Source organism: Ruegeria sp. AM5, assembly GCF_056540645.1.
Window position 1 is genome coordinate 893,190 of record NZ_JBQFXC010000001.1, and the last position, 22,665, is coordinate 915,854.

Annotated in this window: 21 protein-coding genes; 9 read left to right on the forward strand and 12 right to left on the reverse strand. The window is 56.1% G+C overall.

What is annotated here, in order from left to right:
* Window positions 1-64: 64 nt before the first annotated feature.
* The 7 genes from ACR0AH_RS04570 to pyrH all read right to left on the reverse strand — a co-directional run bounded on the left by ACR0AH_RS04570 (window position 65) and on the right by pyrH (window position 6,733).
* Complete coding sequence (locus ACR0AH_RS04570) at window positions 65-1,183, reverse strand: NUDIX domain-containing protein (RefSeq protein ID WP_480590632.1); 1,119 nt, start codon at window positions 1,181-1,183, stop codon at window positions 65-67.
* A 29-nt stretch (window positions 1,184-1,212) separates the two neighbouring features.
* Window positions 1,213-1,653 (reverse strand): TrgA family protein, encoded by a 441-nt coding sequence (locus ACR0AH_RS04575; protein ID WP_480590634.1) that lies wholly within the window; start codon window positions 1,651-1,653, stop codon window positions 1,213-1,215.
* Between the two features lie 16 nt (window positions 1,654-1,669).
* On the reverse strand, window positions 1,670-2,878 hold the full coding sequence (locus ACR0AH_RS04580; protein WP_480590636.1) for a class I SAM-dependent methyltransferase: 1,209 nt from the start codon (window positions 2,876-2,878) through the stop codon (window positions 1,670-1,672).
* Between the two features lie 69 nt (window positions 2,879-2,947).
* Window positions 2,948-4,372 (reverse strand): cryptochrome/photolyase family protein, encoded by a 1,425-nt coding sequence (locus tag ACR0AH_RS04585; RefSeq protein ID WP_480590638.1) that lies wholly within the window; start codon window positions 4,370-4,372, stop codon window positions 2,948-2,950.
* Window positions 4,373-4,419: 47 nt separating this feature from the next.
* On the reverse strand, window positions 4,420-5,646 hold the full coding sequence (locus ACR0AH_RS04590) for an aminotransferase class V-fold PLP-dependent enzyme (RefSeq protein WP_480590640.1): 1,227 nt from the start codon (window positions 5,644-5,646) through the stop codon (window positions 4,420-4,422).
* Entirely contained in the window at window positions 5,633-5,842 is a 210-nt protein-coding gene (locus ACR0AH_RS04595; RefSeq protein ID WP_170645933.1) for a hypothetical protein, read from the reverse strand. Before ACR0AH_RS04595 ends, ACR0AH_RS04590 begins: the two co-directional genes overlap by 14 nt.
* A gap of 138 nt (window positions 5,843-5,980) precedes the next feature.
* Complete coding sequence (pyrH, locus tag ACR0AH_RS04600; protein WP_170405311.1) at window positions 5,981-6,733, reverse strand: UMP kinase; 753 nt, start codon at window positions 6,731-6,733, stop codon at window positions 5,981-5,983.
* A 97-nt stretch (window positions 6,734-6,830) separates the two neighbouring features.
* On the opposite strand from pyrH, the gene miaA reads away from it, so the two are divergent.
* The 5 genes from miaA to ACR0AH_RS04625 all read left to right on the forward strand — a co-directional run bounded on the left by miaA (window position 6,831) and on the right by ACR0AH_RS04625 (window position 14,573).
* Window positions 6,831-7,724, forward strand: coding sequence for a tRNA (adenosine(37)-N6)-dimethylallyltransferase MiaA (miaA, locus tag ACR0AH_RS04605; protein ID WP_480590642.1), 894 nt, complete (start codon window positions 6,831-6,833; stop codon window positions 7,722-7,724).
* A 351-nt stretch (window positions 7,725-8,075) separates the two neighbouring features.
* On the forward strand, window positions 8,076-9,746 hold the full coding sequence (locus tag ACR0AH_RS04610; RefSeq protein ID WP_170393298.1) for an ABC transporter substrate-binding protein: 1,671 nt from the start codon (window positions 8,076-8,078) through the stop codon (window positions 9,744-9,746).
* A gap of 121 nt (window positions 9,747-9,867) precedes the next feature.
* Entirely contained in the window at window positions 9,868-10,914 is a 1,047-nt protein-coding gene (locus tag ACR0AH_RS04615) for an ABC transporter permease (RefSeq protein WP_170393299.1), read from the forward strand.
* Between the two features lie 13 nt (window positions 10,915-10,927).
* Window positions 10,928-12,391 (forward strand): ABC transporter permease subunit, encoded by a 1,464-nt coding sequence (locus ACR0AH_RS04620; protein ID WP_170393300.1) that lies wholly within the window; start codon window positions 10,928-10,930, stop codon window positions 12,389-12,391.
* Between the two features lie 94 nt (window positions 12,392-12,485).
* The gene (locus ACR0AH_RS04625; RefSeq protein ID WP_480590644.1) at window positions 12,486-14,573 is read left to right on the forward strand and encodes a dipeptide ABC transporter ATP-binding protein; all 2,088 of its coding nucleotides are present in this window, start codon (window positions 12,486-12,488) and stop codon (window positions 14,571-14,573) included.
* A 115-nt stretch (window positions 14,574-14,688) separates the two neighbouring features.
* Here the strand turns inward: ACR0AH_RS04625 and ACR0AH_RS04630 are convergent, their stop codons facing one another.
* From ACR0AH_RS04630 to ACR0AH_RS04640, 3 genes are all read right to left on the reverse strand, one after another.
* Window positions 14,689-15,675, reverse strand: a complete 987-nt coding sequence (locus ACR0AH_RS04630; RefSeq protein ID WP_480590646.1) for an MBL fold metallo-hydrolase — start codon at window positions 15,673-15,675, stop codon at window positions 14,689-14,691.
* Window positions 15,676-15,805: 130 nt separating this feature from the next.
* Entirely contained in the window at window positions 15,806-16,768 is a 963-nt protein-coding gene (locus tag ACR0AH_RS04635) for a LuxR C-terminal-related transcriptional regulator (RefSeq protein WP_480590648.1), read from the reverse strand.
* 87 nt (window positions 16,769-16,855) lie between these two features.
* Window positions 16,856-17,434: a lytic transglycosylase domain-containing protein gene (locus ACR0AH_RS04640; protein ID WP_170405293.1), complete on the reverse strand. Its 579-nt coding sequence runs from the start codon at window positions 17,432-17,434 to the stop codon at window positions 16,856-16,858.
* A gap of 207 nt (window positions 17,435-17,641) precedes the next feature.
* Between ACR0AH_RS04640 and ssb the strand changes: the two genes are divergently transcribed.
* Window positions 17,642-18,127, forward strand: a complete 486-nt coding sequence (ssb, locus tag ACR0AH_RS04645) for a single-stranded DNA-binding protein (RefSeq protein WP_170393305.1) — start codon at window positions 17,642-17,644, stop codon at window positions 18,125-18,127.
* An 18-nt stretch (window positions 18,128-18,145) separates the two neighbouring features.
* Complete coding sequence (locus ACR0AH_RS04650) at window positions 18,146-19,216, forward strand: site-2 protease family protein (protein ID WP_170510331.1); 1,071 nt, start codon at window positions 18,146-18,148, stop codon at window positions 19,214-19,216.
* Between the two features lie 3 nt (window positions 19,217-19,219).
* Here the strand turns inward: ACR0AH_RS04650 and aroB are convergent, their stop codons facing one another.
* On the reverse strand, window positions 19,220-20,332 hold the full coding sequence (aroB, locus tag ACR0AH_RS04655) for a 3-dehydroquinate synthase (protein WP_480590650.1): 1,113 nt from the start codon (window positions 20,330-20,332) through the stop codon (window positions 19,220-19,222).
* Entirely contained in the window at window positions 20,332-20,919 is a 588-nt protein-coding gene (locus ACR0AH_RS04660) for a shikimate kinase (protein WP_170731981.1), read from the reverse strand. The genes aroB and ACR0AH_RS04660 overlap by 1 nt, the downstream gene beginning before the upstream one ends.
* A 79-nt stretch (window positions 20,920-20,998) precedes the next feature.
* Here ACR0AH_RS04660 and ACR0AH_RS04665 point away from each other — a divergent pair, with 79 nt between their 5' ends.
* Together ACR0AH_RS04665 and ACR0AH_RS04670 are read left to right on the forward strand one after the other, a co-directional pair.
* Window positions 20,999-21,148: a hypothetical protein gene (locus ACR0AH_RS04665; protein ID WP_170510340.1), complete on the forward strand. Its 150-nt coding sequence runs from the start codon at window positions 20,999-21,001 to the stop codon at window positions 21,146-21,148.
* Window positions 21,138-22,664: a hypothetical protein gene (locus tag ACR0AH_RS04670; RefSeq protein WP_480590652.1), complete on the forward strand. Its 1,527-nt coding sequence runs from the start codon at window positions 21,138-21,140 to the stop codon at window positions 22,662-22,664. Before ACR0AH_RS04665 ends, ACR0AH_RS04670 begins: the two co-directional genes overlap by 11 nt.
* Window position 22,665: the final 1 nt, after the last annotated feature.

Sequence of the window (22,665 nt, forward strand, 5' to 3'; positions counted from 1 at the left end):
CATCCTCTTGTCATATGGTATTGCAGCAGATTTACAGGTGCCCTGACGCGATCACAAGCAGGGATCACTTAGCGCGCAGTCGATCGCGGTTCCGCGCCAACCAATAAGCAAGAGTTAGAAGCGGCAGATCCTTGAAAACATGAGCATCTACCATGCTCATGAATTCATCAAACGGCAGAATTCTGCTGCGGATATCCTCACCTTCGGAAGCGAGGCCACCGCTTTCAACCGTACTAGTCAGATCCCCAAGACCGACATAGAGATAAACATATTCTGTTGACGATCCGCTGGATGAATAGGCACCACCTGCATATTCCAGTTGGTATAGTGAAATCTGCGCTTCTTCCATGGCCTCGCGGGTGGCCGCCTGCTGAGGTGTTTCGCCCGGGTCGATCATGCCAGCCACAGGCTCCCACATCCACGGCTCGGGGTCGTCGATCAGGAACACGGGCGCGCGGAATTGCTCTACCAGCAACACCGTATCGCGCACCGGATCATAAGGTAGGACGACCACAGCGGACCCTTGCATCAATCCATTGCGATGCAGCACCGGACTCATCTCGCCGTTATTCTGACGATGCTGCAGTTCAATTTCATCCATCCCAAAATAGTTGACATAGGCGCGCTTGCGGTCATGAACGATCACGTCATCCGCAACGCTCCGCTCATCCCCCGCTCCACGTTGTCTTGCCGCTAATCTGGCCCAGGCGCGTGTTCTTATGGCTGGAAAGCTGCGCACGATGTCCGAGGCATCGACTCTTCCATAATGGGCCATCACCTCGTCTGCCGCGAACACCGAAAGCGCACCCCAATCCCTGATCCAGGTTTCAAGATCCCACGGTGCGCCTTTTTTCCAAATCTCAGTATCCGGAAAGAACACCAAGGCCTGATGTTCTTTTCCATCCTCAGCCACGATTGTCTCCGGGCGCAGTTCATATTCGAAACCGCCTTCATAGAAGGCCAATCGACTACGCTCGACGTCACCTAGGCCCTGCACCAGAACGCCACTGGCCTTACTGCCCTTTTCGGTGACAATCATTGGAAAGGGTTGATCTTGAACCGCGTATACGGCGTGATCCGGCAAAACAGCCTGCATCGCCGATAAATCGCCTGCGCTGCGACCCATGACGAGTTCCAGCAAAGAGACATGGCGCAAAGTGCCATAGAAAAACAGATTGGACAAAGCAGCGGCCCCGAATTTGCAGATCAGATTTAACGCCAGCGGCGAAAGGCAATTTCGGTAAGTATGCCGCTGAGAACAGCACCAAAACCCAGCGTAAGCAGGATTTCCGGTGCCAGAAGCTGTTCACCATAGCCAATCCCGATCTGAAAGATGGCAAGCAGAGCCTCAAACGGACCACCAAACCGATGGCGCATCGCCTGACTGAACATCTCGTACGTGCCCTGAACGAACAGCCCCCAGAACACCAGCGCAGCGACACCGGTCAAGCCGTTGTTGACCGCCGCCGTCCAGCCACGGCCAGCGCGTTTACCCATGACGACCCAGCCGCAGACCCAGCCCAAAAATATGTTCACGTAGGTGAAATAACCATAGTCTTTACCCTCTTCCCCGTTGTCGATGATCATGCCCGACACAAGGAACGCGATCACCAGCAGACACAACGCGGCGGTGAGACGTGAGGCTGTAGGCATCCGATTTTTCCGTTCTTCAACTGGGTTTGGCTATTGTGATCTGTGTCACATCACAATTACCGGTGTCAAAGGCTGCGCCACATGCGGTCAAATAATAATTCCACATGCGGCGAAAACGCTCATCAAACCCCAGTTCCGATATCTGATCCCACTTGGCATTGAAGGTCTCGTACCAGCGACGCAGGGTCAGATCGTAGCTTTTGCCAAACTCTTTTGAGCGCACCACCGTCAACCCGGCCTGACCGATCTGATCCCGAAGGATTGAAGGGGCGGGCAGCATCCCGCCAGGAAAGATATATTTCTGAATGAAATCAACGCCGTTCTTGTAGATGTCCCAGCGATGATCCGCGACCGTGATGATCTGCAAAGTGGCATGGGCACCAGGCTTCAACCGATCACGGACCGTATTGAAATATGCGGGCCAGTATTTCTGACCGACCGCCTCGAACATCTCGATCGAGGCAATTCCGTCATATTGACCCTGCTCATCGCGGTAATCCTGTAGCTTGAATTCCACAAGGTTAGAAAGCCCTGCTTTTTCAATGCGCTCCCTGGCGAATTTCAACTGCTCCTGACTGATGGTCAGCCCGGTGACACGCAGCCCACGCTCTTTCGCGGCATATTCGGCGAACCCACCCCAGCCGCACCCGATCTCAAGAATGTGGTCCCCCGGTTTGGCCCCCATTTCATCCACCAGGCTGGCATATTTCGCAGTTTGCGCGTTTTCGAGGCTTTCCTGACCCGTTTCAAAGATGGCGCTGGAATAGGTCATCGTGTCATCCAGCCACAGGCCATAGAAATCGTTGCCGAGATCATAGTGATACGAGATGTTCTTTTTCGCCTGCGAACGGTGATTGCGGTGCAACCAAAACCGCAGTCTTTCATAGGCTCGCACAAGAAACTGCCCGGTAAAATCATCGTAGACCGTTTCAGTTCCCAGATGCACAAGGTCCATGAAACTTCGCAGATCCGGTGTGCTCCAATCGCCTTCAAGGTAGCCGTCCGAGAAGCCCAGCTCTCCCTCGCGCACCAACCGGGCAAAGACGTCGGGGTCGTGAATATCCACATGCGCCACCGGACCAGGTTTAGGCGCATCCGCGCGGAAAACGCGGCCATCAGGCAGCGCGATGTCAAGTCGGCCGCTCTCCATCCGATTCAACATCTTGAAGACTTGTACAAAATATCTCGGCAGGTTTTCCTGCCCTTCGGTGCTCGTCAGGAACATCCGCTCTCCCCTCTGCGGTTGCGGAACAAAGCTAGGACGGGATTCGGTTTCTGGCAAGTTTTCAGTTCCTTACTGGTTTTTTCCGGCATTATACGCGCCCAACGCACGGGCGCGGCCTTCCTTCAGCCCCACCACCGGCGCGGGATACATCTGCTCAAAGGACAGCCCCCATGATCGCGGCACGGCATCAAAATAGGCCAGCGCGGTGTATGGCGGTTCGGTTTGACCCTCGGCTATCCAACGGCGCACATAACTTGAGTTTCGGTCAAACCGCTCGCGCTGGGTATCGGGATTGAAGATACGGAAATACGGTGCGGCATCAGGGCCGGAACCGGCCACCCATTGCCATCCCATCGCATTTGCAGCCGGGTCCCAGTCGATCAGACAATCCCCGAACCAGTCGGCGCCGATTTTCCAATGCGTCATCAGATGCTTTGTCAGATAACTCGCGACAATCATCCGCGCTCGGTTGTGCATGCGTCCGGTGACATACATTTGTCTTAGACCGGCATCGACAAGCGGAATTCCGGTTCTTGCCTGACGCCACGCGCGCACTTCGGGCGTGTCGGGATCAGTATTCCAAGGGAATGCGTCCCATTCAGGCTTCCAATTGGCACTCAGAAGATGCGGCCAGTGGTACATTAAGTGATATGCGAACTCACGCCACACAAGCTGACGCAGATAGCCTTCACCACCATGCGCCCCGGTTTGGTCGGCGATTTGCACTCGATGCCAGATTGTACGCGGCCCGATCTCGCCCAGAGCAAGGTATTCTGAAAGATCAGAGGTTCCAGATTGATCCAGTTGATCCCGCTGTTCGCGATACTGATCAATACGTTCTAGAAACGCATCCAACTGGTCCAGCGCCGCATTTTCGCCCGGGTGGACAAACGGGCGGACCACTGCGGCCCCGCGCTGCATATCCCGATCCAGTCGCCAATCAGACAATTGATCGGACGCAGGCCAGGTTTTCGGCGTCATAAGCCGCGTGGGCGCGGGCTCGGGCAAAGAGACTTCGCGCCCCTGCACTGATCGCCACATCGGAGTGAAGACCCGAAACGGCTGGCCGGTTTTGGTGGCGATCGTCCAAGGCTCAAACAAAAGCAGGCCAGCAAAAGACTGTGCCTGGATACCCTGTTCGGTCAAAGCAGCCTTGATCTGGGTATCCCTGTTGATCGCCTCTGGATCATAAGCCCGCGTCCAGAATACGGAGCCTGCCCCAGTTTCTCTGACCAGTTCACAAAGAACATCCAGTGCTTGACCCTGGCGCAGTATCAACTTGCTGCCAAGCTGCTCAAGCCTGCCGGCAAAAGCGTCAAGGCCCAGACCAAGGCGCCATTTCGGCGCGGCACCCAAAGTCTGAACCTGATGATCGAGAACAAATACGGGCACGATGGGTCGACCTGATTGCACCGCCGCGCTCAGCGCCGGATGATCTCCTAACCGAAGATCGCGCCTGAACCACAAAATGATCGGAGAATGATCAAAATTCATGTCCGCCCCATGTTTTCTTCGAACTACGAAGCGCCGCAGAAACTGGATCACAAAACGCGGTCAAGCGCCTCCAAAAGCTGATCAATTTCCTGTCGACTGGTGTAGTGTGTAAAGCTAAGGCGCAAGACCCCTTGTTCTGCGTCAACGCCCATCGCTTGCAACGGGCGATGTGCGTAGAAATCACCGCCACCTGCCATGATACCGTGTTTGGAAAGCTCGGCAGCAACAGGCTCGGCCTTCTTATTCAGACTTAACGCTACCGTCGGTGCGCGCCGACTGGCATCAGACGGTCCGATCAGGCGCAGAGCGTTCCGGTCTTTGACCGCGTCCAGCAGAGGTTGCAACAGAGCGACCTCGTGTTCCCGCATCAGATCATGCACAAAGGACCCCCGTGCCGAAGCTCCTGCTTCCGGTCCGCCATGATGGGTACAAAGCAGGTCCACATAGTCCGCCATGCCTGCGCTGGCCGCGATCTGAGCATGGTCAGGCCCGGCTGGTGTGAACCGCTTGAAAAGAGTGTCGCCGTTGAAATAATGCGCTTGGTTGGGCAGCAATTCACCCAGAGCTCGTCGAATAACCATGCAACCCTGATGCGGGCCATAGGTTTTGTAGGCGGAAAACAGATAGATATCAGGGCCCAGATCACCGACATTGGGGAACCCGTGCGGTGCGTAAGAAACCCCGTCGACACAGGCAAAAGCACCTGCAGCATGGGCGATCGCGGTGATTTCGGTGACCGGGTTGATTTCCCCAACAACATTCGAGCAATGCGGAAAGCACACCAGCCGCACTTTCTCGTCCAGCAAATTCTCCAAATCTTGCGGGTTCAAAGACCCACTCTCCGGATCAATCTTCCATTCCCGAATTTCGATCCCCTCATCGGCCAATCGCCGCCAGGGCCCCGAGTTTGCTTCGTGGTCCTGATTGGTCACGACAATCGCTTCGCCCGGCTGCATCCACTGCCGGAATGCCTGAGCCAGTACATAGGTGTTCTGCGTTGTCGAAGGGCCAAAGCTCAGCTCATCTGCTTCCACCCCCAATATCGCGGCAAGTCGCGCTCGTGCTTCGTCCATTTCCGCGCCACCCGCACGGCTCGCCTCATAGGGCGCGTAGGGCTGAACCTTTCGCTGGATGTAGAACCGGCTCAACCGATCAAGCACAGGTTTGCAGGTATAGGACCCACCTGCATTCTCAAAAAAGGCCTGTCCTTGAAGGCTGGGTTCCGAAAAGGCCGGGAATTGTGCCCGAACGAATTCAATATCAAGAGCGCCCATCGCATCTCTCTCCCTTATCATGCACTACAGTCCGGGTTGTTGCCCGCGCAAAGTCCGGACATCCCCGAAAACAAGGCAGGTCTTCCAGCCCAGCCGCAGGTCCTTGGAACGGGTAAGGATCGACGGCAGCCCCCATGATGGCCCCATCACCACCAGCAGACCCGGCCAGATAGCCAGAGGTAGAAGGTTGGGTCAAGTGATTGCGTTAATGGTATTTTTTGCCGCCACGCAATGCGTGCACTGACGAAGACATTGGCCCACGCGGGGGCTTAGTTTCTTTTAAGTAGGAAAATGCCGGGCAGAGATGCCCGGCTCAGTGTTGTTCAAATCAGCATTAGCCCTGAACTTTGGTATAAGTCCCCTCACCCGCCAGGATGCCGCGGAACCCGCCGGGTTCATCCAGACCGAAGACGATCAGTGGCAGATTGTTGTCGCGCGCCAACGCAATGGCCGATGCGTCCATTACGCGCAGCCGCTTGGCCAAAACATCGTCATAGGAAACCTGATCATAGCGCACTGCATCCGAGTGTACCTTGGGGTCTTTGTCATAAACGCCATCCACACCGTTCTTGCCCATGAAGATCGCCTGACACGCCATTTCGTTAGCGCGCAGAGTCGCAGCGGTATCGGTGGTGAAATAGGGGTTCCCGGTTCCTGCGGCAAAGATGCAAACCCGCTTTTTCTCAAGGTGACGAACAGCACGGCGGCGAATGTAGGGCTCGCACACCTCATCCATCCGAATGGCCGAAATTACACGTGTAAAGACCCCTACCCCCTCCAGCGCGGATTGCATCGCTAGCGCGTTCATGACAGTCGCCAGCATGCCCATGTAGTCGGCTGTCGTACGCTCCATCCCCTGCGCCGAACCAGACAGACCACGGAAGATATTGCCACCACCGATGACCATGCAAATCTCAACACCAAGATCATGAACCGATTTGACCTCTTGCGCGATGCGCTGAACGGTGGGCGGATGCAGTCCGAATCCCTGATCTCCCATCAGCGCCTCGCCGGAAATCTTCAACATGACACGGTCATATGTTGTTTTTGGGGTCTCGGTGGTCTCGACGGAAGGGGAAAGGCTCATGTTGCGCTCCGGGCTGGCACGGGGTTATTTTCCGGCGCAAAATGAAGCAAAACCTCCGCAGGTTCAATGCGGATAGTCAGGAACGGGGCAACCAGTCATGGCCGACAACTCTGAGAACCGGCTTTTGGCGCAATTGCCGTCGATTCCCTATGACAAACCTGTATTGATCGCCGGGCCCACTGCCTCGGGTAAATCGGCGCTGGCGCTGTTGATCGCCGAGCGTTTCGGAGGCGTGATTGTCAACGCCGATGCCAGTCAGGTCTATGACTGCTGGCGTATTATCTCGGCCCGCCCCTCGCCCGAGGATGAGGCCCGCGCACCGCACCGTCTGTATGGGCATGTTGCCTATGACCAGACCTATTCGACTGGTCATTGGCTGCGAGAGGTCACGCCGATGCTGTCGCAACGCCCTCGTCCGATAATCGTCGGAGGGACCGGTCTGTATTTCACAGCTCTGACCGAGGGGATGGCCGATATCCCCGCAACCCCGCCGGAAATCCGGGAACACGCGGATAAGTTGCCGTTGCAAGAACTAATCGCGGGTTTGGACGGTCTGACCCTGCAGAGGATCGATACCCAAAACCGCGCGCGTGTTCAGCGCGCCTGGGAGGTTCAGAGCGCAACCGGGCGATCCCTTTCGGAATGGCAGGCTGACACACCCGCCCCGATACTGGATATTCAAAACACGGCACCGATTGTTTTCGACGCCAGAAAAGACTGGCTTCTGGATCGCATCAACCGGCGGTTCAACCTGATGTTGGACCAAGGAGCTATAGAGGAAGTGGAGGCCATGCGCGATCGCTATGACCCCTCTTTTCCCTCCTGTAAAGCGATCGGCGTTCCGGAGCTAATGGGCTACCTGGACGGCCGCATGACACTGGATGAGGCGCGCGAAAAAGCGACGATCGCGACACGTCAGTTTGCCAAGCGCCAACGCACATGGTTCCGTGCGCGCATGAAGTTCTGGCATCACCTTGACGCTGCGTGTTGAAGGCTGCAGTCGCCGGATACGATAAAGCCCAATATAACAACGCCTTAATCAGCACCATGGTGAGAGATAGATATATATCCATCTATCCGTCACAACGTGTCTCGTTTCCTTTCACATTGAAACTTTCCGAACCTCACTTTCTGCCCGGATGTCGTTTTTGTACCATCTATGACGATTTCCAACATTGACGCAGGGAAAAAACTGGTGCCGAATGCGGCTATGGGGATGTTGATAAATCGTAAATCCAAGCCCGTGGCCCTACCAACCGAGACCAAACGGTCCCTGTAGTGCCCGGCTCTATCAATCAGAAACACGAAATCTAAAAAAATTATGTGTCACAGGGAGACATCTATGGAAAACCAGACAATCAACGGAAAGCCGATGCATTGGGCGGCAGAGATGCACGCCAAGGAATATCGTGAGGGCAATCTGAGCCGTCGTGAATTTCTGGCCCGTGTAACCGCGCTGGGCGTTGCCGTACCGACGGCATATGGCATGATTGGCCTGCAGTCACCGGCAGCCGCTGCCGAACCTCAGCGTGGCGGCACCATCCGCTATCAAATGGAAGTGCGCGCACTGAAAGACCCGCGCACATATGACTGGACGCAGATCGCAACCTTCACGGCTGGCTGGCTGGAATATCTTGTCGAATACAATAATGACGGCTCGTTCAAACCCATGCTGCTGGAAAGCTGGGAAGCCAATGATGACGCCACCGAATACACGCTGAACGTCCGCAAAGGTGTGAAGTGGAACAATGGTGACGATTTCACTGCCGAAGACGTAGCTCGCAATATCGAAGGTTGGTGCGACGGGTCTCTGGAAGGGAACTCGATGGCCTCGCGCATGGCCTCACTGATGGATGAGAGCACTCAGAAAGCCGCAGATGGCGCCATCACCGTTGTCGACTCGCATACAGTCAAGCTGAAGTGCAACGCGCCGGATATCACAATCATCCCCGGCATGGCAGATTATCCGGGTGCAATTGTACACAGCAGCTTTGATGCAAATGATATGCTGTCCAACCCAGTTGGTACGGGTTTCATGATGCCCGAAAGCCATGAGGTCGGCGTGAAGGGCGTTCTGGTCCGCAACGAAGGCTTTGACTGGTGGGGCTACGAAGCTGGTAAAGGCGGCTATATCGACCGGATCGAATTCATCGATTATGGCACTGACCCTGCCGCTTTCCTGGCCGCCTATGAGGCCGAAGAGATCGATATGAACTGGGAATCGGTTGGCGAGTTTGTCGACATCTTTGACAGTATTGGGCTTGTCCGCTCGGAAATCCCATCGGGCTTTACCATCGTAATTCGCCCCAACCAGCTGGCTGAAGACGCCGATGGCAACAAGATCTACGGCGACAAGAGGGTCCGTCAGGCCCTCGCCATGGCAGTTGACAACGCCGTCTGCCTTGAACTTGGCATGTCCGGCTACGGCATCACTGCCGACAACTGTCATGTAGGCCCGATGCACCCCGAGTACGACTCGGCTGTGACGCGTATCCCTTACGATCCAGCAGGCGCAAAGGCGCTGATGGACGAAGCGGGTATGGGCGATTTCGAACACGAAGTGCAGTCGATCGACGATGACTGGCGTCGCAATACCACGGCTGCGGTAGTGGCTCAGTTGAACGATGCGGGCATCAAGGCAAAGCACACGGTTCTGCCCGGTTCGACATTCTGGAACGACTGGACCAAGTACCCGTATTCCTCGACCAACTGGAACCACCGCCCGCTGGGCACGCAGGTTCTGGCACTGGCGTATAAGTCGGGTGTCGCTTGGAACGAATCTGGTTTTGCCAACGAAGAGTTCGACAAGCTGCTGGCCGAGGCGAACTCGATCGCGGATGTCGATATGCGCCGTGAGGTGATGGCGAAGCTGCAGGCGATCATGATCGACGAAGGCGTGGTCATCCAGCCCTATTGGCGGACCGCGATGCGTCACCACCGCGACAATATGGTCGGTGTCGAAAAGCACATTGCGGACCTGCCGCAGCTTTATAAGTTCGGCCTGACTTCCTAAGCCGAAACCTACAAGGGCCGCGCCAATCTGGCGCGGCCCTTCGTCCTCAATACGGCGACCAGAATAATAGCAATGCGTGGGGCGAAATGCCTGTCACGCCAGCCGATCAACAGGGGCTAACATGGGACTTTTTATTCTTAGGCGTGTGGGGATTATGCTGCTGACAGCATTGTGCCTGACATTCCTGGTCTTCTTCCTTACCAATCTCTACCCGAACCTGGAAAAGCTTGCGAAGACGCAGGGCAATTTCAGGATGTCTGATGAACAGGTCGAAAGCTATCTGGAGAAAAACGGCTACCTCCAGTCCACGCCGATCAAATACGGTGAATGGCTCGGTGTCCTGCCCTCGTTCCGACACACGAATGAGGACGGTACCGTTCAGGGTAGATGTATCCTGCCAGGCAAAACTGCCGAGGAATCTCCGAATTTCTGCGGTATCCTGCAGGGGTACTGGGGATATTCAACTGTCTTCAAGGAAGAGGTCTCTACCGTTGTTGGCAACCGGCTGGCACTGACCGGACGGCTGATGTTCTGGGTGATGCTGCTGATGGTCCCTTCGGCACTTATTCTGGGCATCCTGGCCGGGATGAAGGAAGGTTCGGCCACTGACCGGACGCTTTCAACCTTTGCCATCACGACGACGGCGACCCCAGAATACGTCTCGGGCGTTATCTTCATTGCGATCTTCACATCCTCCGCCGTCGGACTCAAATGGTTCAAAGGCACCGCCACTCAGGCGATGGAGAACCCGACATTTGAGAATTTCTTCTTACCAGTGTTGACCATCGCGCTTTACGGGATGGGCTATATCGCCCGGATGACCCGCGCCTCAATGACCGAGGTGATGACGGCGCAATACATCAGGACGGCGCGTCTGAAAGGCGTGTCATTCCCGAACATCGTCATGAAACACGCGCTGCGCAACGCGCTTATCGCGCCCTTTACAGTCATCATGCTGCAGTTCCCATGGCTGCTGAATGGTGTCGTGATCGTCGAGACCCTGTTCAACTACAAGGGCTTTGGCTGGGCGCTTGTACAGGCAGCGGGCAACAATGACATCCAGCTGCTGCTGGCGATCTCGGTCGTGTCGGTCTTTGTGGTGCTGGTGACGCAGCTGATCTCGGATATCGGCTATGTCTACCTCAACCCGCGCATCCGCATTTCGTAAGGAGGGATAGATCATGGAACCACTTACCTGGACCGGCTCTATCGCCTTCCTGAACCCGCTGTTGATGCTTGCGTTGGGACTGATGCTTTTGTCCATCGTTGTCTGGATGCTGGCAAGTATCGTGCTGCCCGAAGATCAGATGATTGTGAATGCCGATGGGACGCTCAGTTCGAGCTCTGGCCTGAGAATCCTGATACAATCGGCGCTGCGCTATAGCTTTCTGGCAAGTGTGGGAATTGCGGTGGCGTACATTGTCCTTGGCATCCTGATGGGGACCAGTGCTGGCATCATCGGCGCTATCTCTCAGCAGTTTCTGCCCGTCTGGCTGTCGCTGATCATCCTTTATGCGATGTCGATTGCGTTCAAGCGCAAGCTGGGCCTATATGGCAAGCTGTTCGACAGCCCCATTGGTATGATCGGCTTTGGCCTTGTGATGTTCTGGGTGTTCACCGGCATATTTGGCGCACTCGATCTGATCGTAACCCACGATCCCCTGTCGCAGGTCTCGGGCATGAAGAACAAGGTGCCGGGCACCCCGCTTCCCAATCTGGAGGATGGACAATACGCTTGGTATTTGCTGGGTGGAGATAACCTCGCGCGCGACGTCTTTAGCCGTATGGTTAAAGGTGCCTGGATCGTCGTGCAGATCGCGCCGCTGGCGACGATGTTTGCCTTCATGGTCGGTATCACTCTGGGTTTACCCGCAGGCTACTATGGCGGGCGTCTGGATACGCTCCTGTCATTCCTCGCGAACCTGATCCTGGCTTTTCCCGTGATCTTGCTGTTCTACCTTTTGGTCACGCCCGAGATCGTAGCGACCGGCGTGCCGAACTATATGGCCGCGATCCTGTTCGTGTTCCCGATCATCTTCCTCGGCGTTCTGCTGAATTCGCGTTTCTATACGCGTCCCAGTTTTCGAACGCCTTTGTTGATCGGGGTTCTGGGTGTTGCGCTCTGGCTCTACCTGTCGCTGATTTCGACCGGTGGCTACATCATCAACACCGACAGCTACCGCATCTGGGGTCTGCCGACCTACCTTGATCTGTTCGATATTCCAGGCGGTATTCTGGTGGTGTTCGTCTCGGTGGTCTTCGTGAACTCTCCGACCGTGTTCCGCATCGTACGCGGACTGGCGCTGGACATCAAAACTCGCGACTATGTGGCTGCGGCCCAAACGCGCGGCGAGGGTCCATGGTACATCATGCTGTGGGAAATCCTGCCCAACGCGCGTGGTCCGCTGATCGTCGATTTCTGCCTGCGCATCGGCTACACGACCATCCTGCTTGGAACCTTGGGTTTCTTTGGGCTGGGGCTGCCACCGGAAAGCCCGGACTGGGGCTCGACGATCAACGAGGGGCGCAAGCTTCTGTCGATCTATCTACATCCCGCACTGCCGCCCGCGCTGGCATTGCTGTCGCTGGTTCTTGGCTTGAACCTACTGGCGGACGGTCTGCGCGAAGAAAGTCTGAAGGACTGATTGTGATCGAGGCCGGGGGCTCTGCCCCCGGACCCCCGAGATATTTTTTAGCCAGATGAAGGGGAACCCCCGGACTCTCGCGAGGAGTAATAAGATGAACAAACTGGCGGATTATGACGGGCCAATCCTGGAGATCGACAAGCTTTCGATTTCCTTCTTTACCCGCCTTCGTGAGATCCCTGCCGTGATGGATTTCTCGGTCAGTGTGCAACCCGGCGAAGCCGTCGGTTTGGTGGGTGAATCAGGTTGTGGGAAATCTACCGTGGCGCTGGGTGTCATGCAGGATCTGGGCAAGAACGGGCGCATCGTTGGCGGCTCGATCAAGTTCAAAGGCCGCGATTTGGGCGAGATGACCACCGAAGAGCTGCGCGACATTCGTGGCAATGAAATCGCGATGATCTATCAGGAGCCGATGGCATCGCTGAATCCGGCGATGAAGATCGGCAAACAGCTGATGGAAGTGCCAATGATTCATGAGGGCGTTGGTGCCGAAGAGGCCTATGCTCGTGCGTTGGAAGTGGTCACCGATGTGCGCCTGCCCGACCCTGAGCGGATGCTGAACTCGTTCCCGCATCAGCTGTCAGGCGGTCAGCAGCAGCGGATCGTGATTGCTATGGCGCTGATGTCGAAACCTGCCTTGTTGATCTTGGATGAGCCAACAACCGCTCTGGACGTGACGGTCGAGGCCGCCGTGGTCGAGTTGGTCAAGGATCTGGGCAAGAAATACGGCACCTCGATGCTGTTCATTTCGCACAATCTGGGTCTGGTGCTGGAAACCTGCGACCGGCTGTGCGTGATGTATTCAGGTGAAGCCGTCGAGCGTGGCTCGATCAAAGATGTATTCGACGAGATGCAGCACCCGTATACACAGGCGCTGTTCCGCTCGATCCCGCTGCCGGGCGCCGACAAGAACTCGCGCCCACTGGTGGCCATACCGGGTAACTTTCCCCTGCCTCATGAGCGGCCTCCGGGCTGTAACTTTGGTCCGCGCTGCGACTATTTCGAAGAAGGCCGCTGTGACGCTAAGGATATCCTGATGGAGGCGGTACCGGGCAACGACCGACACCATACGCGATGCTTGAAATTTCAGGAAATCGACTGGAACGCGCCAATCACCGTTAGTGAGCAGAAAGAGAAAGGCGAGATTGGCCGGACTGTTCTGAAAATGGATAACCTCAAGAAATACTATGAGGTGGCTGCGAATGCATTGTTCGGCGGTGGTGAGACCAAAGTGGTCAAGGCCAATGAGACGCTAAGCTTTGAAGCGCATGAATCCGAGACGCTTGCCATCGTCGGCGAATCCGGTTGCGGCAAATCCACTTTTGCGAAGGTCTTGATGGGGCTGGAAACGGCCACCGACGGGCAGATCCTGCTGGACAATCGCAATATCGAGGACGTGCCCATCGAAGAACGCGACGCCAAGACCGTTGGCGAAGTGCAGATGGTGTTTCAGAACCCGTTCGACACGCTGAACCCGTCGATGACCGTAGGCCGTCAAATCATCCGGGCGCTGGAAATCTTTGGCGTCGGTGACTCCGAGGCCGATCGCAAGAAGCGGATGCTGGAACTGCTGGATCTCGTGAAATTGCCCCGCGCCTTCGCGGACAGGATGCCACGCCAGCTATCAGGCGGTCAGAAGCAGCGCGTCGGTATCGCCCGCGCCTTTGCCGGTGATGCACGGATCGTGGTTGCGGATGAACCGGTTTCGGCGCTGGACGTATCCGTACAAGCTGCCGTTACGGACCTGTTGATGGAGATTCAGCGCGAGCACAAAACCACGCTGCTGTTCATCAGTCACGACCTTTCAATCGTACGCTATCTCAGTGACCGTGTGATGGTGATGTATCTGGGGCATGTGGTTGAACTGGGCACCACCGATCAGGTCTTTAGCCCACCCTATCATCCCTACACTGAGGCATTGTTAAGTGCGGTTCCAATCGCGGACACATCGATCGAAAAGCAGCACATCGTGCTTGAGGGCGATATCCCCTCGGCCATGAATCCGCCGCCGGGTTGCCCGTTCCAAACACGCTGTCGCTGGAAATCAGAAGTGCCGGATGGGCGATGCGAATCCCATGTGCCCCCGGTGCAAACACTTGCGGATGGTCATCAGGTGAAATGTCATCTTGCCGAAGACATTCTGGCCAAAATGGAGCCGGTTATCAAAATTGCGGCCGAATAAATCCGCACGAACGAAAGAAAAGGGCCGGTCAAAGACCGGCCCTTTCAATTTGCGTCACGTTTATTGGGGAGACAGGCGACGCAGGTCGTGGGTGAGTGGCAGTTTCTGATCGTAATCAGCCCGTCATCACGTTGTTGCCGAAGTGCATGAACTCCTGGTTCATACCCGCCACATCTCCGGCTTCCAGTTTTAGACTGGCGCTGTCGAGCATCTTGTAACTCTGCTGGCTTTTGACCCAATCGTCTGCGGCCTGCAGCGTCGTAAGCGTGTATGACGTAACCTCATTGAGGTAGTGCGTCGGGATGATGATCTTGGGCTTGAGCTTGGCGACAATATCGTTGCCCTGATCGAAGCTAAGGATGTGTTCCGATCCGTCGACGGGCAAAGTCAGCACGTCTACCTGTCCTATAGCATCCCAGAACTCCTGAGGCGGATTGTGGCGGTTGTCGCCCCAGATCAAGGTGCGAATGCCTCCGGTTTCGACAAGGTAGACCACCATGTCCATATGTCCGACGTTGTTGGGCGGACAAGCTTCCGCGCCAAACTCGGCCAAGGCGTTGGTCCATTCGTACCAACCCGGCGCAACGCAGGCATGTTTGTCAGCAAAACCTGTGATCTTAAGATCAGCAAATTCAAAAATGCCCGCCATCCTGTCTAAAACCATTGTGGAACTTGGTCGCTCGATAGCGTCATGGTCAAAATGAGCATGAGTGGACATGGTGATATCAACTGGGATCTGCGGGAACTCGTTGCGGAACCACAGGCCCCATGCGCCGGAGGGATCATCGCGCCAAGGATCAAACAACACGGTCGCTCCGTTTGGAGAGGTAATTTTGATCGCGCAGTGACCGTAATAATCGATTCCAACCGCTCCCGTGCTTGCCTGACCAGTCGAGCCCTGTAGATCGATTACGTGGTTATTATTGCCAGGCTGCAGCCAGGCCTGCGATTGCGCCTCGGCCGGTTTGCTACCCAACAGTGAGGCCCCTGCACCGACGCCGGCGGCCCCGGCAGCCATAAAGAACGATCGACGCGACAGACCACTTGCCAATGTGTCGCGTTCTCCGTTTAGAATTGTGGGTTTCAGATCTTTGCGATCCATTTTTTATCCTCCCGAGTTGAAAAGGCACGGCTTGGTCCGCACCCTTGCGACCAGCCTAGCGCGCGTGGCACAGGTTGCTCAGATCAGAAAAATCGGGGGGGAATATGGGGGAAATCCCCATATTCAGAAATCACGAAATCGACAAAAGATGGCTTCGCAAGTTCTGATCACGGCCTTCGAGGCCAAGTTTTCGACGAATATTGTTACGATGAAAATCAATTGTAGAAGTTTCGCGCGACATCGCCCGGGCGATATCTTTCGTGGTTTTGCCCGACATGACCAGCTGAGCAATTTCGATCTCGGTCGGCGTCATGACCGAAAACGCATCCGAAAGCTTGTCGGAAATCATTGAAGTAATCTCTTGCAGATTACGCTCGGCCAGTTCCAGATAAACTTTCGAGGCGTCACCTTCGGTCAATAGCCCGCGCAACTTGTCCAGATAAGGCAACACCATCGTGCGAACCTGATCTACGATATCCTGATCCCGGTCTTTCCGATCGTCGTCCAAACTGGTCAACAGCACCCGTAACGCCGTGTTTGTTTCCTGCAGCTCCCGCGTCCTCGCCGCGACGCGGTGCTCCAGTTGCGCCAGAGTTTCATTCAACTTCACTTCCAGCGCTCGGCGCAGGTAAACCTCTTGGATCAAAGCCAAATCCGATTCAACCATGCGCGCAAACTGTGCCAAACCTTCACGAAACAACAAGGCCCGGCGATTGCGGTGACGGTCCAAGACGCAGATTGTTCCGAATACCGAACCATCCGGCCACTTCAGCGGAAAACCGATATAGAAGGACATGCCATGCTCCATGTCCTCATTGTCGCTCCAGGCCGGGTCACATGTTGCGTCCTCGACAACAAATTCGCCGTCGCGTTCCAGAACGCCCTGACAATAGAGCTTGGGGTTCAGTCGAAAATTCATGCCGACCGGGTATGGGTTTTCTGGATGATCCGATGTGATCAGAACCGCATGATCCGGCGCTTCGGTCTTCATGATCAAAGTGGCGGGCACATCGGCCAGCTGCGAAACAAGGTCGACCAAACGCTGCCAGTTCGCCATTGTTTCGGGTGGTATGTTGGGTCGATCTTGGATCATCGTAATTCGCACAAGTCCGAAAGGTTATCCAATCAGACTAGGACAGCGTTTGGCGGTAGATCAAGAAACAGACACGCTGCGGCGCAGCTAGCCCCCCCAGATCACTTTTACGTAGTTCTGGGTTTCCTTGTAGGGTGGAATTCCGCCGTGCTTTTCAACTGCTTTGGGCCCTGCATTGTAAGCTGCCAGTGCAAGGCGCCAGGACTTGAACTTGCGGTATTGCCAGGAAAGATAACGCGCACCACCCTCCAGATTCTGGATCGGATCGTGCGGATTGACGCCCAGCAGCCGCGCGGTCTGGGGCATCAGTTGCGCAAGACCTAAGGCCCCTTTGTGGGATTTGGCATTCGGGTTCCACCCGCTTTCTTGTTGAACAAGTCGCAGGAAAAGTTCTTCCGGCACGTTATGTTGCCGCGCTGCTTTTCTGGCATGATCCAGATACTGGCCCCGGTAGTTACCAGTGTAACGCTTGACGAATTTCCCACGCTCGGTCTTGGGTTTAAGCCGTTCAGAGCCGCGATATTGCGTAGCGGCCCGATTATCCAAAACCTTGGATTGCTTGAGGAATATCGCCTTGCGATTCTTGGTGGACAGCGTTTCTGCCTGCGTCGCGAACGACGTCAGACAAAGACCCAATACCGAGATACCACCGACCAGAAAACGCATTAATGCCAATCCTGCACCCTCAACAACCAATCAGATTATAATTAAATCAGCCGGAAATGAAAGCTTGGTTAAGACAGTCCTAATGTTTTCCTGCTCACCGTTGCACGATCAATCATGTTTCAACCAAGTCGTAGCCCGTATAGGGTCAGCAGCAGAATACAGCGCCAGATTCGGGCGCCATCCAGTCAGAGTAAAACGAGGGAATATATGGCGGGTTCAGTCAACAAGGTCATTCTGATCGGCAATCTCGGTGCCGACCCCGAGGTGCGATCGTTCCAGAACGGTGGTAAGGTGTGCAACCTGCGCATCGCAACATCAGAGACATGGAAAGACCGCAACACTGGTGAGCGTCGGGATCGAACCCAATGGCACACAGTCGCCATCTTCTCGGAACCTCTGGTTCGCGTTGCCGAGCAGTATTTGCGTAAAGGCAGCAAAGTCTATGTCGAGGGCCAGTTAGAGACCCGCAAGTGGCAGGATCAGTCGGGGCAGGATCGCTATTCGACTGAGGTTGTCCTGCGCCCTTACCGCAGCGAGCTGACTATGCTGGATGCCCGCGGTGAAGGCGGCGGCGGTGGTGGTGGCTATGGCGGTGGTCAGGCCGGAGGAGGCTATGGTGATCCCTATGGTGGTCAGTCCAGCGCCCCTGCCCCTGCATCCGGCGGCATCGATGACGACGAGATTCCGTTCTAAACCAAACGGAGAAACAACATGGCATGGTCCTTCTCACTTGGCCGATTGCTCGGCTCGGAACTGAGGGTCCATGTCACCTTCTTCCTGCTGCTCGCCTGGGTTGGTTTTGCAGCGTATTCCAGCGGCGGTTGGCCCGCTGCGCTCAACAACATCCTGTTCGTTCTGGCTTTGTTTGCCTGTGTCGTCGCGCATGAATTCGGTCACGCGCTCATGGCAAAGCGATACGGGATTCGCACCCCTGATATCACTTTGCTGCCAATCGGTGGACTGGCACGTCTTGAGCGGATGCCAGAAAAACCGATGCAGGAGGTTTGGGTCGCCTTAGCAGGCCCGGCCGTAAACGTCGTCATCTGGGCCATCCTCGTGGTTTTAGGCGCGGGGATACAACTTGGATCGCTGGCCCAGATCGACTCGGCAGGCACGAACCTATTGAGCCGTCTGGCCTATGTGAATCTGCTGCTGGCGGCCTTCAACATGATCCCGGCATTTCCGATGGACGGCGGGCGTGTATTCCGCGCCTTGCTATGTATGAAGATGGAACGTGCCAAGGCCACGCGGATCGCCGCCCTTGGCGGTCAGATCGTAGCGGTCGGGCTTGGTTTTCTGGGGCTGACCTCTGGCAACCCGATACTGGTTCTGATCGCCGTCTTTGTCTTCATTGCCGCGAATTCCGAAAACCAGGACGTTGCGCTACGTTCGGTTGCGCGGCGTGTTAAGGCCCGGGATGCGATGATCACCGAGTTCAAGGCGTTGTCGCCCGATGATACGTTGGCGACGGCGGCTCAAGCGGTCATTCATACGACCCAGCACGAGTTTCCCGTCTTGGCCGAGGATGGCAGCCTTTTGGGTTTTGTCACCCGTGACCGACTGTTCGCAGCGTTAGCAAGCGACCATCCCCGATCCGAGCCTGCAGCGTCGATTATGGATAAGAACATACCACAAGTCGCGCTCACCAGCGGTTTGGACCAAGTTCTGAATGGCCTGCATAAAGGTGCACCCGCAATTGCTGTATGCACCAAATCGGGACACATGGTTGGCTATATCACCCGCGAAAACATCGGCGAGCTGATGGTAATCCAGGGGCGCTGAATCTCAGCAGGCGGCCAGCGCATCATCAAGCACCGAGACCACTGTCTCGCGCGGCACTTCTGAAGTGACGAAGGCCTTTCCGATGCCTCGTGCCATAATGAAACGCAACTGGCCATCCATGACCTTTTTGTCCTGCGCCATCAGATCGACCAGCGTTTCTGCATCCGGCATTTCACCCGGAATATCGGCCAGATCAGTCTTCATGCCCATGGCGCGCAAATGCGCCCTGACACGGCTTGGATCTTCTTGCGGGCAAAGCCCCAAGCGAGAAGAAGTTTCAAACGCCAGCGCACAGCCGATGGCGACACCTTCACCGTGCAGCAATCGATCAGAATAATCGGTTGCAGCCTCAAGCGCGTGGCAGAAAGTATGACCCAGATTGAGCAGCGCCCGGTCGCCCTGCTCGGTCTCGTCGCGTGCCACGATATCGGCCTTCATCTGAACCGAGCGTGTGACGGCCTGCACGCGCGCAGCCATGTCGCCGGATGCTAACAGAGGCCCGTTATCTTCAAGCCACTCAAAGAACTGGGCATCGCCCAGCAGTCCATATTTGACGACTTCGCCATATCCAGCGAGAAAGTCCCGCGTCTGTAACGTACCCAGCACGTCCGTGTCGGCCAACACCAGTGACGGCTGGTGAAACGCTCCAATCAGGTTCTTGCCCTGTGGCGCGTTGATCCCGGTCTTGCCGCCAACCGAGCTGTCGACCTGTGCCAGCAGCGAGGTTGGTATCTGAACAAAGCGCACCCCGCGCCGCATCACTGCTGCAGCAAATCCCGCCAGATCACCGATCACACCCCCTCCTAGCGCAACGACGATGTCGTTCCGTTCGACCTTCTCTGCCAGCAACCATTCTACCGCGCGCTCAAAATGCGGCCAGCTTTTGGTGGCCTCACCCGCTGGCATTGCCAGAGCATTCATCTCGATCCCGGCTGAGGCCAGGCCTTCACGCAGTGCATCCAGATGCAGGCCCGCGACAGTCTCATCCGTCAGAACCGCGACACGCTTACGCTTTATCAGTGGAGCAATCCGTTCCCCAGATTGCGCCAAAAGGCCGGGGCCGATCTCTACATCATAAGAACGCTCGGCCAGATCAACATGTACGGTTTGATGCATTAAATTCGTTCCAAAATATCAGGGCGCGTCACCAATGCAGAGATCACCCGATCCACCATATCTTCGATTGCGGTTTCGCCATCTGAGTCAGCCACCAGATCGGCCTGTTCATAGATCGGCACGCGCGCCTCGTACAAACCGCGCAACGTTGCATACGGGTCTTCCGTACGCAGCAACGGGCGCGTGTCTTTATGTTTGACGCGATTCCACAACACGTTCAGATCGGCCCGCAACCACACAGATGCACCGCGATCTGAGATCATTTTTCGATTGCCTTCTGCCAGAAACGCGCCGCCTCCGGTCGACAGGATGCCTTTTTCCTCGTCCAAAAGCCGCCCGATGATCTGACTTTCCTTGCTGCGAAAGAACGCCTCACCATCACGGGCAAAGATCTCGGGGATGGTCATGTTGGCCGCCGATTCGATCTCGGAATCGCTATCGAGAAAGGGAACGCCGAGCCGCGCCGCAAGGGCCCGGCCCACCGCAGTCTTTCCAGCCCCCATCATTCCGACCAAAACGACGGTTTTGTGCAGTTGAAACTGCGCCGCTGTGTCGGAACGCACCGTGTTATGCTTAATTTCGCTCATTTCGTCGTGAATGACGTGATCTTAAGAAAAATGCTAGTTATAACTTGGGCAAAAGCAAAAATTGAGGCAGCGTTCACCCATGGGCCGTTTAATCAAGTTCCTGATTTACCTCATCTGCCTGTGTTTCATCGGGCTGGTTGGGTATGCCTATGTCGGGCCGTATTTTGGTGCGGACTTTTCCGCTCCTCAAAGTGAAGTCCGCGAACCGGTCATCTTGAATGCCGACTAAGACTACTCTTCTGGCGCTTTTTCTGGCCGGAACTGCGCAGGCACAATCGACGGAGCCCTTGTCGATCATCGACTGGCTGACCGACCCGCCTGAGAATCTGCCGGGCACAGTGCTATTAGAGCCACCTGTCACCCAGACAGGGTTACAGCCGGACGTGCAGGTCACCCCGCTTGAGGCGCTGTCGCCTCCGTTGGGTTTGGTGGCCTCTTCCGTCACGGGTCTGCCAGTCAACTTGTGGCAGAACAGCGATGCGGATCGTCTGGCGGAACTGATCGGGCAGGTGCGGGTCAAGTCCAACCCCGCAATGCAACGGCTGCTGTTCACCCTGCTCCTTTCCGAGGCACGTCCCCCAAGCGGAGGACAGGCAGAAGACAAATTGCTTATGGCGCGACTGGACCGCCTTATGCAATTGGGCGCATCCGATCCGGTACAGTCTCTGGTTCAACTGGCCGGTCCGACCGATACGCAAGCTCGTTTCAAACGCTGGTTCGATGCGACGTTGCTGACGGGTGACGAAGACCGGAGTTGTACGGCGCTGATCGCGCAGCCGAATTTGTCTCGGGATTACGCAGCGCAAATATTCTGCAAGGCCCGTCGTGGAGATTGGGCGTCAGCTGCTCTGACACTCGAAGCCGCTCATGCGCTGCAGGTGCTGCCCGAAGACCAGCTTGCGTTGCTCGATCGCTTTCTCAGCCCGGAATTGTTCGAAGGGGCTGAGTATCTTCCTCAGCCCGACGACCCGAATCCGCTTACGTTCCGTCTGTTCGAAGCCATTGGTGAACGTTTGCCCACGGCTTCACTGCCACGGGCGTTCGCCAATGCCGATCTGCGCGATGTGGCGGGCTGGAAAGCCCAGGTCGAAGCTGCTGAACGATTGACGCGGATTGGGGCGCTGACACCCAATCAGTTGCTTGGCCTATATACCGAACGTTCGCCGGCTGCTTCGGGCGCCGTGTGGGATCGCGTGGCCGCCATCCAACGGTTCGAAACCGCATTGGAAACCGGAAATCCCGAGGCGGTTTCCAAAACTCTTGTTGAGGTCTGGGCTCAGATGAAAACCGTCGGGCTTGAGGTTCCGTTTGCCGAACTTTTTGCCCCGCGTCTGGCAGCAATGAAACTATCTGGTTCGGCCGCCGAGAATCTGCGGTGGCGTATTCTGCTGTTGTCCGAGCTTTATGAAGACGCGGCGCAAGATGTGCCCGAAGGTTCCGATGCGAATATGTTTCTGGCCGCCCTGGCACAGGGCGATCCGCAACGCGCGCCGTCGCCAACCCCTCTGGCGGATGCCATTTCGCAGGGCTTTGCCTGGTCCGCGCCCATCCCTTCGGATATCGACGGGCTGCTGAGTAACGATCAATTGGGCGAAGCCATTCTGGAAACGATGCAATTGTTCGCCCATGGCGCGCGCGGCAATCTGGTCGACCTGACCGCTGCAATCGCTGCGTTCCGCCGCGTGGGTCTTGAAGACACCGCACGTCGGGCCGCGTTGCAGTTGATGATCTTGAACGGGGCTTGAG